Origin of the sequence: Halopseudomonas phragmitis (genome assembly GCF_002056295.1) — a bacterium.
GTDB lineage: Bacteria > Pseudomonadota > Gammaproteobacteria > Pseudomonadales > Pseudomonadaceae > Halopseudomonas > Halopseudomonas phragmitis.
Window position 1 is genome coordinate 1,915,236 of the sequence record NZ_CP020100.1, and the last position, 14,955, is coordinate 1,930,190.

General features: G+C 60.1%; 11 protein-coding genes. 9 read left to right on the forward strand and 2 right to left on the reverse strand.

The genetic code is table 11. The features are described from left to right. Window positions 1-28: 28 nt before the first annotated feature. The 8 genes from thiC to parC all read left to right on the forward strand — a co-directional run bounded on the left by thiC (window position 29) and on the right by parC (window position 9,866). Entirely contained in the window at window positions 29-1,912 is a 1,884-nt protein-coding gene (gene thiC, locus BVH74_RS08765) for a phosphomethylpyrimidine synthase ThiC (protein WP_080049687.1), read from the forward strand. A gap of 106 nt (window positions 1,913-2,018) precedes the next feature. Then, window positions 2,019-2,633, forward strand: a complete 615-nt coding sequence (locus BVH74_RS08770) for an NUDIX domain-containing protein (protein WP_080049688.1) — start codon at window positions 2,019-2,021, stop codon at window positions 2,631-2,633. Next, a complete protein-coding gene (locus BVH74_RS08775) occupies window positions 2,630-3,082 on the forward strand; it encodes a DUF1249 domain-containing protein (RefSeq protein ID WP_080049689.1) in 453 nt (150 codons plus the stop codon). The genes BVH74_RS08770 and BVH74_RS08775 overlap by 4 nt, the downstream gene beginning before the upstream one ends. A gap of 104 nt (window positions 3,083-3,186) precedes the next feature. Next, a complete protein-coding gene (gene cpdA / locus BVH74_RS08780; protein ID WP_080049690.1) occupies window positions 3,187-3,996 on the forward strand; it encodes a 3',5'-cyclic-AMP phosphodiesterase in 810 nt (269 codons plus the stop codon). A gap of 155 nt (window positions 3,997-4,151) precedes the next feature. Then, window positions 4,152-6,047 carry a DNA topoisomerase IV subunit B gene (gene parE / locus BVH74_RS08785; RefSeq protein WP_080049691.1) on the forward strand — a complete coding sequence of 632 codons (1,896 nt, stop codon included), beginning with the start codon at window positions 4,152-4,154 and terminating at the stop codon, window positions 6,045-6,047. After that, window positions 6,044-7,075, forward strand: a complete 1,032-nt coding sequence (locus BVH74_RS08790; protein ID WP_155121705.1) for an esterase-like activity of phytase family protein — start codon at window positions 6,044-6,046, stop codon at window positions 7,073-7,075. Before parE ends, BVH74_RS08790 begins: the two co-directional genes overlap by 4 nt. Next, window positions 7,072-7,590, forward strand: a complete 519-nt coding sequence (locus tag BVH74_RS08795) for a retropepsin-like aspartic protease family protein (protein WP_080049692.1) — start codon at window positions 7,072-7,074, stop codon at window positions 7,588-7,590. Before BVH74_RS08790 ends, BVH74_RS08795 begins: the two co-directional genes overlap by 4 nt. Before the next feature lie 14 nt (window positions 7,591-7,604). Next, window positions 7,605-9,866: a DNA topoisomerase IV subunit A gene (parC, locus tag BVH74_RS08800; RefSeq protein WP_080049693.1), complete on the forward strand. Its 2,262-nt coding sequence runs from the start codon at window positions 7,605-7,607 to the stop codon at window positions 9,864-9,866. A 45-nt stretch (window positions 9,867-9,911) separates the two neighbouring features. Here the strand turns inward: parC and BVH74_RS08805 are convergent, their stop codons facing one another. Further along, complete coding sequence (locus BVH74_RS08805; RefSeq protein WP_080049694.1) at window positions 9,912-11,444, reverse strand: hypothetical protein; 1,533 nt, start codon at window positions 11,442-11,444, stop codon at window positions 9,912-9,914. Between the two features lie 181 nt (window positions 11,445-11,625). On the opposite strand from BVH74_RS08805, the gene serB reads away from it, so the two are divergent. After that, a complete protein-coding gene (gene serB / locus BVH74_RS08810) occupies window positions 11,626-12,837 on the forward strand; it encodes a phosphoserine phosphatase SerB (RefSeq protein WP_080049695.1) in 1,212 nt (403 codons plus the stop codon). 12 nt (window positions 12,838-12,849) lie between these two features. Here the strand turns inward: serB and BVH74_RS08815 are convergent, their stop codons facing one another. Continuing rightward, on the reverse strand, window positions 12,850-14,916 hold the full coding sequence (locus tag BVH74_RS08815; protein ID WP_080049696.1) for an EAL domain-containing response regulator: 2,067 nt from the start codon (window positions 14,914-14,916) through the stop codon (window positions 12,850-12,852). Window positions 14,917-14,955 lie beyond the last annotated feature (39 nt).

The window sequence follows — 14,955 nt, forward strand, 5'->3', positions numbered from 1 at the left end:
CGTTCAATACATGCAGTGGAGCACAATAATGAACAGCAAGTTGCCTGATACCGCCATCGCCACTTCGGGGGCCGACAGCGCCGCGACCCAACCCTTTCCCAATTCGCGCAAGATCTACGTGACAGGTTCGCGCCCGGACATTCGCGTACCGATGCGCGAAATCAGTCTGGCCGATACTCCGACCGACTTTGGTGGCGAAAAGAATTCCCCGGTACTGGTGTATGACACCTCCGGCCCCTACACCGACCCGACTGTGCAGATCGATCTGCGCGCGGGTCTGGCCGATGTGCGCAGTGTCTGGATCGACGAGCGCGGCGACACCGAGATTCTGCCGGGTTTGACCTCGGAATTCGGTAGTGCTCGTCTGTCCGATCCATCATTGGATCCATTGCGTTTTGCCCATGTACGCACCCCGCGCCGGGCCAAGGCCGGGTGCAACGTCACCCAGATGCACTATGCGCGCCAGGGCATCATCACCCCGGAAATGGAATACGTCGCCATCCGCGAGAACATGAAGCTGCAGGAGGCCCGCGAGGCCGGTCTGCTGGCCGAGCAGCATGCCGGCCACAGCTTCGGGGCCAGCATCCCCAAAGAGATCACCGCCGAGTTCGTCCGTGAGGAAATCGCCCGTGGTCGCGCGATCATCCCGGCCAACATCAACCACACCGAGCTGGAACCAATGATCATCGGCCGTAACTTCCTGGTGAAGATCAACGGCAATATCGGCAACTCGGCGCTGGGTTCCTCTATCGAGGAAGAGGTCGAGAAGATGACCTGGGGCATACGCTGGGGCTCTGACACCATCATGGACCTGTCCACCGGCAAGAACATCCATGAAACCCGCGAGTGGATCATCCGCAACTCGCCGGTGCCGATCGGCACCGTACCTATCTATCAGGCGCTGGAAAAGGTCGACGGCATTGCCGAAAACCTGACCTGGGAGATCTTCCGCGACACCCTGATCGAGCAGGCCGAGCAGGGCGTGGACTACTTCACTATCCACGCCGGCGTGCTGCTGCGCTATGTGCCGATGACCGCCAAGCGAGTGACCGGCATCGTTTCGCGCGGCGGCTCGATCATGGCCAAGTGGTGTCTGGCGCACCATAAGGAGAATTTCCTCTACACCCACTTCGAGGAAATCTGCGAAATCATGAAGGCCTACGACGTGTCCTTCTCCCTTGGCGACGGTCTGCGCCCCGGCTCGATTGCCGATGCCAACGATGAGGCCCAGTTCGGTGAGCTGGAAACCCTTGGCGAGCTGACCAAGATCGCCTGGAAACACGACGTGCAGGTGATGATCGAAGGCCCCGGCCATGTGCCGATGCAGTTGATCAAGGAAAATATGGATAAGCAGCTCGAATGCTGCGACGAGGCGCCGTTCTATACCCTCGGCCCACTGACCACCGACATCGCGCCGGGCTATGACCACATCACCAGCGGCATTGGCGCGGCGATGATCGGCTGGTTTGGTTGCGCTATGCTCTGCTACGTCACGCCCAAGGAGCACCTGGGGCTGCCGAATCGTGATGATGTGAAGACCGGCATCATCACCTACAAGATCGCTGCCCACGCGGCGGATCTGGCCAAGGGGCATCCGGGTGCGCAGATCCGCGACAATGCGCTATCCAAGGCACGCTTCGAGTTCCGCTGGGAAGACCAGTTCAACCTGGGGCTGGACCCGGACACCGCCCGCGCTTTCCACGACGAGACCCTGCCCAAAGAGTCGGCCAAGGTCGCGCACTTCTGCTCCATGTGCGGGCCCAAGTTCTGCTCCATGAAGATCACCCAGGAGGTCCGTGAGTACGCTGCCGAGCAGCGTATCGAGGCGGTCGATCTGGCGGTCGAAGAGGGCATGAAGGCCAAGTCTGCCGAATTCCGACAAACGGGGTCGCAGTTGTATCAGAAGGTCTAGGGTCGGTTGCGGTTTCATCACAACCGCCCCTAGGGCTTGCGGTAGCCCCCCTGGGTGTGCGAGCTTTGAGTCAAAGCATTTAGCTTGATCCTTGGGGGTTACAACTTTGTCATTTACGCGCGCCGACGTAGACATCATCCGCCGTGAGCCCGGTTTCAGTGGCTTTTACCGGCTGGATATCCTCACCCTGCGCCACCGGCTGTTTGCCGGCGGCTGGGGGCCGGAGCTGCGTCGCGAACTCTTTGTGCGGCCGGATGCAGTCTGTGTTCTGCCCTATGACCCCTGGCAGGACACGGTAGTACTGCAGGAGCAGATGCGCGTGGGAGCCGTCGACAAGAGCAACAACCCCTGGATGATCGAGGTGGTAGCCGGCCTGATCGAGCCGGGCGAGTCACCCGAGCAGGTGGCTCACCGCGAGGCTGATGAGGAAGCCGGGCTGACTCTGCTTGAGCTGATTCCCATTACCCGCTATTTCCCTTCGCCTGGTGGCAGTGATGAACGTGTGCACCTGTACTGCGCGCTGGTCGACAGTCGGGGGGCTGGCGGCCTCCATGGTCTGGAACACGAAGGTGAGGATATTCGTGTCAGCGTCTGGCCTCGGGAGCAGGCGCTACTGGCGGTTGAGCAGGGCCGTATCGACAACGCTGCCAGCATCATCGCCCTGCAATGGTTGGGTCTGCATGGCGAGCGCCTGCGCGCTGGCGCGGGAGCGCAGCCATGAGCTTCTTCAAATCCCGATATCGGGTCGATCTGAGTGATCTGCAGGCCGTGTGTGAGGCCAACTACTGGCGCTTGCTGCGGCTGATGCCTGCCATGGCAGATCAGGATGAGCGTCGCATCGCGGTGGATACCGGCGATGGTCAGTCCCAGGCGCTGGTTATGCGGGTACTGGAGCGTTGCCGCTACACCTCGACGCTGCAGTTGTTGCACGAGCGGGTGCACGAGTGGCTGGTACCACCCAGTATGGAAGTACGGCTTTACCACGACGCTGGTATGGCCGAAGTGGTTGCGGCCTACAATCGTCGGCGTTTCCGCGGGGTTTATCCCTATCCCAACGAGCAAATGCTGCAGCCGGATGAAAAGTATCAGCTCAATCTGTTTCTGGGCGAGTGGCTTGGGCATTGCCAGCGTCATGGCCAAAGTGCCGTGCCAGTGGAATTGAGCCGATAAACTGAGCTGTGGTTTTTCAGCGGCTCCCTGTGAACCAATCGCTGGATTAGTCCGCTGGCTCTTGCCATCATAATGGCTACACAAGGATAAGGAACAGGCCTGCGATGTCGACTGCGGTAACCGATACCGACCCTATCTGCTTGGTTCAGCTTACGGACAGCCACCTCTATGCCGGAGCGGATCAGGCATTGTTGGGCATGGATACCTACGCCAGCCTGCAGGCGGTCATCGATCAGGTATTGGTCGAGCAACCCAGAATCGATCATGTACTGGCGACCGGGGATATTACCCAGGATGGTTCACTGGGCGCATACGAACGTTTCATCGAGGCATCCAGTCGTCTGCCGGTGCCGTGCAGTTGGATTGCCGGCAATCACGACGACGCCGAACTGATGGCGGAGCTGGGGCAGGCCCATGGGCTCAATCAGACCTGTCTGGATCTCGGCAATTGGCGTATCGTGATGCTGGACTCGAGTATTCCTGGCGCCGTGCCGGGACATCTGGCCGATACCCAGCTTGCCCTGCTCGAGCAGGCCCTGAGCGAGGCTGGTGAGCGCCATGTCATGGTCTGTCTACATCATCACCCGGTGTCGATCGGGTGTGAATGGATGGAGTCCATCGGCCTGCTCAATCCCGAGCCTTTTTGGCAGCGACTGGATGCCTGTGCGCAGGTGCGAGCGGTGCTTTGGGGGCACGTGCACCAGTCTTTTGACCAGCAACGTGGAGCCGTGCGGTTGTTGGCTACGCCCTCGACCTGCGTGCAGTTCGCCGTCGCCAGCCAGGATTTTGCCACTGATACCCTGGCGCCTGGCTATCGCTGGTTGCGCCTGTACCCCGATGGGCGAATCGAAACCGCTGTAGAGCGGCTCGCGCCAGGGCGTTTCCTGCCTGATCCGGGTGCGACCGGGTATTAGATGGAATGCTGAAAACAGGGGGGCGACGGGTGCTCGTCGCTTACTCACCTGTAAACACCCTCTGAGGCTTCAAGCGGAGCTCTTCAAGCGGTAAGCTGCTTGCCAGTCAGAGTCACGCTGCTTGCCAGTAAGAATCAAGGATAACCAGACAAGTTATGTCTCAATCGACCTACAATGCCGATGCCCTGGAAGTGCTCAGCGGCCTGGACCCGGTGCGTCGGCGCCCGGGTATGTATACCGACACCACCCGACCCAACCATTTGGCCCAGGAAGTTATCGATAACAGTGTCGACGAAGCGCTGGCCGGGCATGCCCGTAGCATCAGCGTGGTCCTGCATGAGGACAACGCCCTGGAAGTAAGCGATGACGGGCGCGGCATGCCAGTTGATATCCACCCTGAGGAAGGGGTTTCCGGGGTCGAGCTGATTCTGACCCGACTGCATGCCGGCGGCAAGTTCTCGAACAAGAACTACCAGTTCTCCGGTGGTCTGCACGGGGTAGGGATTTCGGTGGTCAATGCCCTGTCGCTGCGGGTCGAGGTCCGTGTGCGGCGTGATAGCAGTGAATACGCCATGAGTTTCGAACATGGCGAAAAGGTAAGCGAGTTGCAGGTGGTGGGCAGTGTCGGTAAGCGCAATACCGGTACCACCGTCAAATTCTGGCCAGATGCCCGATATTTCGATTCGGCCAAGTTCAGCATCAGCCGGCTCAAGCACCTGCTCAAGGCCAAGGCAGTGTTGTGTCCGGGTCTGAAAGTCGATTTCCATGATCGCCAGAACGGCGAACAGGTCAGTTGGTATTACGAGGATGGGCTGCGCGACTACCTGGTGGATGCCTGCAGTGAGTGGCCTAAGCTGCCAGAAGAGCCTTTCACCGGCGTTTTTGCTGCCCGTCAGGAGGCGGTCGACTGGGCGGTGCTGTGGCTGCCCGAGGGCGGCGAGCTGATTCAGGAAAGTTACGTCAACCTGATTCCCACAGCTCAGGGTGGCACCCATGTCAACGGCTTACGGGCCGGTTTGCTGGAGGCCATCCGTGAATTCTGCGAGTTTCGCAATCTATTGCCACGTGGGGTCAAGCTTGCTCCTGAGGATGTCTGGGAGCGGGTCAGCTATGTGCTGTCGCTGAAAATGGCCGAGGCCCAGTTCTCCGGCCAGACCAAGGAGCGGCTGTCGTCGCGTGAGTCGGCGGCGTTCGTCTCCGGGGTGGTCAAGGACGCTTTCAGCCTGTGGCTCAATCAGCACGCCGACATCGGTCAGCAACTGGCGGAAATGGCCATCAGTCATGCCAGCCGCCGGCTCAAGGCCGGCAAGAAGATTGAGCGCAAACGGATCACCCAGGGCCCGGCCCTGCCGGGCAAACTGGCCGACTGCGTGGGACAGGACAGCCGCCGCTCCGAACTGTTTCTGGTTGAAGGCGACTCGGCCGGTGGCAGCGCCAAGCAGGCGCGCGATAAGGAATTCCAGGCGGTGATGCCGCTGCGCGGCAAGATCCTCAACACCTGGGAAGTGGATTCCGGGCAGGTACTGGGCTCCCAGGAAGTACACGACATTGCCGTGGCGATTGGCGTTGACCCCGGCTCCAGCAATCTTGAGCAACTGCGCTACGGCAAGATTTGCATTCTGGCTGACGCCGACTCTGATGGCCTGCATATCGCCACCTTGCTGTGTGCGCTGTTCGTGCGTCACTTCCAGGCATTGGTCGAGGCCGGACATGTGTTTGTCGCCATGCCGCCGCTGTACCGTATCGACATCGGCAAGGATGTTTACTATGCCCTGGACGATGCTGAAAAGCAGGGCGTGCTTGATCGCATCGAAGCCGAAGGCAAGCGTGGCAAGATCCAGGTCACCCGTTTCAAGGGGCTGGGCGAGATGAACCCCATGCAACTGCGGGAAACCACCATGGCTCCGGATACCCGGCGACTGGTGCAACTGACCGTCGAGGATATGGCTGGAACCGAGGCGTTGATGGACATGCTGCTGGCCAAGAAACGCTCTGGTGACCGTAAGATCTGGCTTGAGCAGAAGGGCAACCTGGCCGAGGCCTTGCTGTGACCGGCAGGCCTTTGCTGGCTTTGTTGGCGGCGTCCGCAGTTCTCTATACCGGTGGGCTTGGAGCCTTTGAGCGTGCTCCTGAGCTGACTCTGGAGCACGCGCTGGCAGTGGATGGCATTGCTCGGGGCAATCTGTCCGGGCTGGCCCGTTGCGGGGATCGGTTGCTGGCAGTATCGGATCGTGAAGACAGCCGGTTGTATCAACTGGAGCCCGGTGATCGGGTCTGGCAGGCTGAGCCTGAGAACTTTACCCGGCCCGAGCAGAACCCCTCGATGTTGCCCGTGCCGTTGTTGGCAGGTGCCTGGCTGCGTGGTTTGCGCGGGCAGGCGCTGGATTTCGAGGGCATCAGTTGCGATGCCGAAGGCAATCGTTATCTGCTCAGCGAAAGTCTGTTGGGGATACTCAAGCTGCCGCCACCAGGCGAGGACGGACCGGTTGCCGGGGTCTGGCTGGAACTGGCCGAAGAGCTCTACAGCGAAGGTGAAAGTCGTGGCCTATGGCAGCAAATCAATGCCCTGGCCGAAGGCATAGCGGTGGCCGGAGATGGCAAGACCCTGTGGCTCGCAGCCGAGCGGCAGTCGCGTGGACTGGTCAGGCTGGAGTTGCAGGATGGCCGCTGGCAATGCCCGCTGGCTGGTTGTGTGCTACTGGCCGAGCGTCGTTATCTGCCGCCGGAACCTTTCGGTCCAGGTGTACTTAATCGCGAAGTCATGGCATTGGACTTTGCCGGGTTGAGTCTTTGGCAGGGGCGCTTGTGGACTCTGGAGCGCAATGAGCATCAGGTCTGCCGACGCCACCCACTATCTGGCCAACGAGAGCGTTGCTGGTCCTTTGCCGCAACCCTGCTGAGCGTCCCTTATGTGTATCCGAAAGCATCCTTTGGTCTGGCCGAAGCCATTCATGTCGACGAGCAGGGCATTCTGATCGGTCTGGACAACAATGCGCTGGCGCGGGCTGATGGGGATACCCGGCCCTGGCTGTTCCATTTCAGTTTGCCGGATGACTGGCAGCAAGGGTATGGCCGGTGAGTCAGCCGCCATCAAGCCGGCGTATCGGCACCGTTATGCTGGTACTGGCCTGGTTGGCCGGCATGGCCCTGGCGGTGCAGTGGTTCTCCGGGGTTGAGGAGCGTCGTCGCAACCCCAACACCCAGCCCGTCTCGCTGGCCGTTGATGGCTATATTGAAGTGCGCCTGGAGCGCAACGCCCAGGGCCATTACATGGCCTCGGGGCGGATTAACGAACAACGCGTAACCTTCCTGCTCGACACCGGGGCGACCTTTGTTGCTGTCCCCGCCGGTCTTGCCGGGGAGTTGGGGTTACAACGCGGACGGCCATTCATGGTCAATACCGCCAACGGGATGACAGAAAGTTACAGTACCCGCATCGACAGCCTGCGCCTGGGCGACATTCTGCTTCGGGATGTTAGTGCCGGGATCGTGCCCGGTATGGGTGGCGATGAGGTGTTGTTGGGGATGAGTGCCCTGAAACAGCTGGAGTTTGCCCAGCAGGGTCGAGAATTGATATTGCGCCAACCGCGCTGAACGAGAGGACACGCATGAGTGACAGCCTGGATTTGAGTATGGACGGCATCGAGCGCCGTTCACTGGCTTCCTTTACCGAGGAGGCCTATCTCAATTACTCGATGTACGTGATCATGGACCGGGCCTTGCCGCACATCGGCGATGGCCTCAAGCCGGTACAGCGACGCATCATTTACGCCATGAGCGAGCTGGGTTTGAGTGCCAGTTCCAAGCACAAGAAATCGGCGCGTACCGTTGGTGACGTGCTGGGTAAATATCACCCGCACGGTGACTCGGCCTGTTACGAGGCCATGGTGCTGATGGCCCAGCCGTTCTCCTATCGCTATCCGTTGGTTGACGGGCAGGGTAACTGGGGGGCACCGGACGATCCGAAATCCTTTGCCGCCATGCGCTACACCGAAGCGCGACTGGCTCGTTACAGTGAAGTGCTGCTCAGCGAGCTGGGGCAGGGAACGGTCGACTGGCAGCCGAATTTTGACGGCACCATGGACGAGCCAAAGGTAATGCCGGCGCGCCTGCCGAACCTGCTGCTCAATGGTACTACGGGCATTGCCGTGGGTATGGCGACCGATATTCCGCCGCACAACCTGCGGGAGGTGGCAGCCGCCTGCGTGCGCTTGCTGGATGACCCAGGTGCCGGGCTGGATGAGTTGTGCGAGCATGTTCAGGGGCCGGATTTCCCCACCGAAGCCGAGATCATCACCCCGCGCCATGAATTGCTGAAGATCTATGCCAGCGGCCGTGGTTCGATTCGCTGCCGGGCGGTCTGGAGCAAGGAGGACGGTGAAATCGTTATTACTGCCTTGCCGCATCAGGTCTCCGGGGCCAAGGTGCTGGAGCAGATCGCGGCTCAGATGCAGGCCAAAAAGCTGCCGCTGGTGGCCGATCTGCGTGACGAGTCCGATCATGAGAACCCCACCCGCATCGTGATCGTACCGCGCTCCAATCGGGTCGATCTGGATGAGCTGATGCAGCATCTGTTTGCCACCACCGATCTGGAGAACAGCTACCGGGTCAACATGAACGTGATCGGCACCGACGGCAAACCGGCGGTCAAGGACCTCTACGGCCTGCTGTGCGAGTGGCTGGGCTTCCGTATCGCCACCGTGCGCCGCCGTCTGCAGTTCCGGCTGGACAAGGTGCTGGCCCGCCTGCACCTGTTGGAAGGCTTGATGATCGCCTTCCTCAACCTCGACGAGGTGATCCATATCATCCGTACCGAGGAGCATCCCAAGGCTGAGTTGATGGCTCGCTTTGGGCTGACCGAGGTGCAGGCCGACTACATTCTCGACACCCGCCTGCGGCAACTGGCGCGTCTGGAAGAGATGAAGATTCGTGGTGAGCAGGATGCCCTGGCTGAAGAGCGTGACCAGTTGCAACGGATCCTGGGCGATGAGCGCTTGCTGCGTAGCAAGGTGCGCGACGAGTTGCTGGCTGACGCCGAAACCTACGGTGATGAGCGTCGTTCACCGTTGGTCGAGCGGGCTGAAGCCAAAGCGCTGTCGGAAACCGATCTGGTGCCAACCGAGCCGGTTACCGTGGTGCTGTCGGAAAAAGGTTGGGTGCGTTGTGCCAAGGGCAATGACGTCGATGGGCTGGGGTTGTCATACAAGGCCGGTGATCGCTTTCAGGCTCAGGCCAGCGGGCGCTCCAACCAGCAGGCGGTGTTCCTGGACTCGACCGGGCGCAGTTATTCGCTGGCGGCACATACCCTGCCTTCGGCCAGGGGGCAAGGCGAACCGCTGACCGGCCGTTTGAGTCCGCCTTCGGGGGCTAGCTTCGAGCATGTACTGATGCCCGAAGAGACGAAACTCTATCTGCTGGCTTCCGATGCTGGCTATGGCTTCATTGCCCAGGGCGGCGATCTGCTGGCCAAGAACAAGAACGGCAAGGCGCTTTTGTCGCTACCTGATGGTAGCCGGGTAATGCCACCCCAGGCTGTGACCAATGCCAAGGGCGAACTGCTGGCGGCGCTGTCCAACGAAGGGCGGTTGCTGGTGTTCCCGGTGGCAGATCTGCCGCAGTTGGCCAAGGGCAAAGGCAACAAGATCCTGTCGGTACCGTCGGCTCGGGTCAAGGCGCGGGAAGAGTTCGTCTCGGCACTGACGGTTGTACCGGAAGGTGCCAGTCTGATATTGACTGCCGGCAAGCGCACGCTGACGCTCAAGCCAGCGGATCTGGAACATTATCGGGGTGAGCGTGGCCGACGTGGCAACAAGCTGCCACGCGGATTCCAGAAAGTCGATCTGATGCAGGTGGAGACGCCCGCGCTATGATGGCGGGTTTGCGGCTACGCGCACTTGGGGCGCGTAGCCGGTAACTCAGTGCCGCTGGCTGTAGAGTTGGTTCAGTTGCTGCTCAAGCAGGGACTGATAGGGCTCTTGCAGACGCTCGACACAATACAGACCCTGCTGGCTGGCCAGGCGCCGGATTACTGCACGGCTGCGCACCAGCGAGCCAGAGGCCAGTTCGGCATCCAGCAGCAGCAGGTTGCGGCTGTACTGAACCTGTTCCAGGCTCTGTTGGCAATGCGCATTACTGGCCAACTCTTCGAGGCTGAAATCCTTCAGGCAGGGACTGTGGCTCAGGCCTAGCTGCAGTTGCAGGGCGATGCCGGTATCGGCAATTTCGATCTGCAGGTCATGGCCAAGAATCCGTAGCAACTCGCCGCAGCATAGCGCATGGGTCAGTTCATCCTGGTTGCAGTCAGCCGCGTGGAACAGCAGCAGTGAGGTGCCGTCGAGCAGAGTGTGCTGGCGCCCGGCGTACAGTTGGCAGGCTTGCTGGACGTGGGTGCGGTAGCGTTCGAGCAGAGCCAGCAGGCGCTCCCGGGGCAGCTTGCTCAGAGCCTCCTGGTTGCCTAGGCGGATGGCAACCAGAGCGGTACTGGGCTGTGCCGCTACAATGGGGTCGCTGGCTTCGATTGTTTCGCTATAGTCCTGCTGCGGTATCGAAGCGCTAGCCATATCGTCGGCTTGCGGGGATTCTTGCGGCTCAGTTGGCTCATAGTCACCGTCGGGGATTCCGGCAGTCAGATCGATCACCTTGTGCGACGATTCGGATTCTGGCAGCTCGGTTGGGTTGTCCGTCGACACCGGCTGCTGCTTGGTGTCGTCAACCAGTTCAGGTTCAGATTCGGGTTCAGGCTCAGGTTCAGGCGGCAGATCGGTAATCCGGCGTGCCGCCAGCCGGCGGGCCAGATCGCCAATTTCATCACTGCGCTGTTGTCCAGGTGCCGGTTGGCCGCTCTCGGCGTACCAGTTACCCAGTTCAGATAATGTGCGTCGCATGATGCTGACCTGGCGCCAGGTCAGCAGGGCGAAGCCCAGCATCAGGACCAACAACGTCCAGATCAGGTGCTTGACCAGAGCCTGGTGAGCGCTGGTGAATGGCTCACGGGCCAGGCTCAGTTGCAGTTGGCCGGACAGGATATCCTGGAAATGTACCGCAGCTACGAACCGTCCCTGACCCGGGGCCAGGGCCTCACGTCCCAGTCGTTGCCCGGCTTCGGCGATAATGCGATTGTCCACGCTGTACAGGCTGGTATGGGCAATCAGTGGGTTCTGATTCCATTGAGCCAGGAGGATGTTGAGGCTGAGTTGATCGTTGGCGGCCAGTGGGTCGGCTACTGAGGCTGCGATCTGACGGGCCAGTTCGCTACCTACGGCATCGGCCTGACGCGCAGTATCGCGTTGCCACTGCAGTTGGCCGAACCAGAGGGTGGCCAGCAAGCTTAACAGCAACGGCAGCAGCACCAGAATCTGCAGTCGGGTCGCCAGGGTCAGGCGTTGGTTGCGAAGCGCTGCATACCAGCGCAGGAACAGATTGTCGGTCGGAGACGATGAACGATTCAAAGTGAAACTCGATTCGATAGCTAAGGGCGGACCCAGGACGGCCGGAAGATGCTCATTATCCGTGCGTTAAAGGCGTTTCGAGTATAGCCATTCAACTGCAACGGCAAAAGGGCGCATCTGTAAGACGCAGGGTAAATGCAGGTAGAATAACGGCTTTGCCGCTGCGACTGGAGAAACCCCGTTGAAGGAAATCGTCCTGATCAACATCACCGGCCCTGATCGTCCCGGGCTGACCGCCGCCATTACCGGTGTGCTGGCCCGCGCCGATGTGAATATCCTCGATATCGGTCAGGCCGTTATCCATGACACGCTGTCTTTCGGCATTCTGGTCGAAATGAGCGGTGTGGAAGGAAAATCCGATGTGTTCAAGGATATCCTGTTTCGCGGCTACGAGCTGGATCAGCAGGTGCGCTTCACTCCGGTCAGTGCTGATGAATATGCGCGCTGGGTTACCGGGCAGGGCAAGCCTCGGCATATCGTGACGCTGCTGGCGCGACGGGTGACTGCCGAGCATATTGCGAGGGTGAGTGAAATCACTGCTCGCTACGGGCTCAACATCGACCATATCGATCGACTCTCCGGACGCATTCCCGAAGGTTTGCCAGCCGATCAGGGTAAAGGCTGTATCGAGTTTTCCGTACGCGGCGAACCAGCCGACCCGGCGGCGCTGCGCGCCGAGTTTCTAGCCATTGCCCAGGAACTGAATGTCGATATCGCCTTCCAGCAGGACAGTATTTTCCGTCGCAACCGGCGTCTTGTGGTGTTCGACATGGACTCGACCCTGATCGATGCTGAAGTGATCGATGAACTGGCCAAAGCGGCCGGAGTTGGTGATCAGGTGGCGGAAATCACCGAGCGGGCGATGCGCGGCGAGCTGGACTTCAAGGCCAGCTTCCGTGAACGCATGGCGCTGCTCAAGGGATTGCCAGAGTCGGTGTTGGAGGGGATTGCAGAGTCTTTGCGTCTGACTGAAGGTGCGGAAACGCTGATCAGTCAATTGCGCCGGCTGGGCTATAAAACCGCGATTCTGTCGGGTGGCTTCAATTATTTTGCTGAGCGCCTGCAGCAGCGCTTGGGAATAGATTACGTCTATGCCAACGCCTTGCCGGTCAAGGATGGCAAGGTCACGGGTGAGGCGCTGGAGCCGATTGTCGATGGCCAGCGCAAGGCTGATCTGTTGCGGGAGCTGGCCCAGCGCGAAGGGATTAGTCTGGAGCAGACCATTGCGGTGGGTGATGGCGCCAATGACCTGCCCATGTTGTCGATCGCCGGGCTGGGGGTTGCTTTCCGGGCCAAGCCTCTGGTCAAGCAATCAGCCAAGCAGGCTATCTCTACCCTGGGGCTGGATGGCATTTTGTACTTGCTGGGGTTCCGGGATCGCGAAGGGGGCTGAAAGCCCCCAGTTTCACTCGGCTGAGAAGTCGTAATTCATGCTGTCGCTTGGGGCCTGCAGGTAGTGCCCCTGGATGTAGTTGGCACCGGCCTGCCAGAGGGTCGGAATCATGGCGGCGCTGTCGACGAACGGCACTATGGTCAGTTTTCCCTGACTGTGCAGCGCACTGATCATGTCTTTCAGGGTTTCCACCGCCTCGGGGCTGGACAGGTCGCGGCTGAAGGAGCCGTCAATCTTGACGGCATCCACATGCAGGTGTTTCAAGGCTGCATAGGGGTTCAGGGCACAACCGAAGTGCCGGAGCGAGATCTTGCAGTGCAGAGCGGCCATGGCCTCGGTGAGGATCTTGGCCTGCTTCATATAGGTGTTGGCGTCGGCGTCATTGAATTGGAAGCCGATGGCATCAGCGGGTAGTCGGGCGGCCTTGAGCAGTCCGGAGATCCATGGGACCAATTCCGGATCCTGCAGGCTGGCACCTGTCAGATTGAGCAGCAGATGGGTGTCGGCGCCTTTGTTACGATGGTTGGCCAGCAGCTTGATGGCGCGTTCAATCATCCAGCGGTCGATGGTTCCGGCCAGCCCAGCTTCCTGGGCGGCAGGGAGGAAATCACCGGCTGGAACCTCTTCGCCCTCACGGTTGAGCAGGCGCAAGAACACTTCATACTGCTCGGCATTATCCCCGCGCAGACTAATTATGGGCTGAAACAGCAGGCGGAAGGCGTTGGTTTCCAGGGTGTGCTGGATCAGGGCGATCAGATCTCCGCGGTTGGCCTGGTGTGCCAGTTCATCCAGCGGGTTGAACAACTTGATGGCGTTACCGCCAGCCTGGCTGAGCTGGTCGGCCAGGCGATGGGCACGGTCAATCGCTTCGGCTGGCTTGGGGCTGGTTTCGCTGATGGCAGCTACCCCCACGCTGACCGTGATTTGGACCGTGCGACCGTTGGCCTCGAATAGATTGGACTCTATCCGTTGGCGCAGTTGTTCAAGCTGTTCCGCCTGACTTTCAGGCTCCTGGCCTTCAATAAGAATGCTGCAGGCGTCGTCGCCAAAGCGGGCCATCAGGGTTTCGGCCGGGAAGCTTTCCTTGAGGATCTGGGCCAGATCGGTCAGGACCAGATCGGCTCCGCCAATACCAATGTCGGCTTGCAGGCTGTTGAAGCCATCTATGCTCAGATAGGCCAGAGTGCTCGGGCGGCCCAGGCGTACTGCGTGCTCGCTGATGCTTTCCAGCTGTTCCTGAAAGTAGTTGCGGTTGTATAAGCCGGTGACCAGATCCTGGCTGGTCATGACCTTGAGCTTCTCTTCAAACTCGGCGCTGGCGGTTTCAACCCGGATCACCACCTGGGTGCAGGGTTCGCCGTCGTAGGTCGCAGGAGAAAAGGTCAGCAACAGCGGCAGCTCGCGGCCTTCGATGTCCACTCCGCTGCAGCGCATCTCGTTGCACTCGCCTCGGTCTATATAGTGGCGCAGGAAGTCCTTGAAAGCCGATTGATCCTTGGCGGCAATCAAGCCAACCATAGGCTCGGCAGCGAGATCGTCCGGGTCATCGTAGCCGAACAGCTGAAGATAGGCCTGGTTGGCATAGATGTGCATGCCATCATGGACATAGGCGATGGCATCGACCGAACTATCGAGCAGCAACTGACAGCGTTTTTCGGCTTCACGCAGGGCCTGTTCTGCGATGCGCTGTTGCCGTCTGGCAGTAAGATTGGTCAGTTCGCGTTTTACCACCAGAGTCAGCAGAGACTCGGCACTGACCGGAACGGCATCCTGCATGCCTTGGTTCAAGGCTTCGCGGCGAGCTTCGGTAGATTCCTCTTCCAGTAGCAGAATAAACGGCAGATCTCGAGCCTGGCCGATCAGGGTACAGGCCTGAGTAGCGCTCATGAAGCTGGTTTCGGGAATCGCCAGACAAAGGTCCCAGGTTTGTTGCAGTGACTCCTGCAAATCCTCCAGGGAACTGATGCGGTGGGCGCGGGTGGCATGGCCGGCATTGCGCAGGATGCTTACCAGATGCTCGGCGTTGTTTTGCGAGTCTTCGAGAATCAGTAGCCTGATGGCGTTGGTGTCGGTACCCATGGTCGTCCGCGTCGGAGCAGGCAGAACCTGCTCTTTTGG

What these genes read in the sequence shown, in the direction of transcription:
- parC (WP_080049693.1), top strand. Translation starts at nt 7,605, where the DNA reads ATGAGTGACAGCCTGGATTTGAGTATGGACGGCATCGAGCGCCGTTCA.
- parE (WP_080049691.1), top strand. Translation starts at nt 4,152, where the DNA reads ATGTCTCAATCGACCTACAATGCCGATGCCCTGGAAGTGCTCAGCGGC.
- BVH74_RS08815 (WP_080049696.1), bottom strand. Translation starts at nt 14,916, where the DNA reads ATGGGTACCGACACCAACGCCATCAGGCTACTGATTCTCGAAGACTCG.
- BVH74_RS08775 (WP_080049689.1), top strand. Translation starts at nt 2,630, where the DNA reads ATGAGCTTCTTCAAATCCCGATATCGGGTCGATCTGAGTGATCTGCAG.
- thiC (WP_080049687.1), top strand. Translation starts at nt 29, where the DNA reads ATGAACAGCAAGTTGCCTGATACCGCCATCGCCACTTCGGGGGCCGAC.
- cpdA (WP_080049690.1), top strand. Translation starts at nt 3,187, where the DNA reads ATGTCGACTGCGGTAACCGATACCGACCCTATCTGCTTGGTTCAGCTT.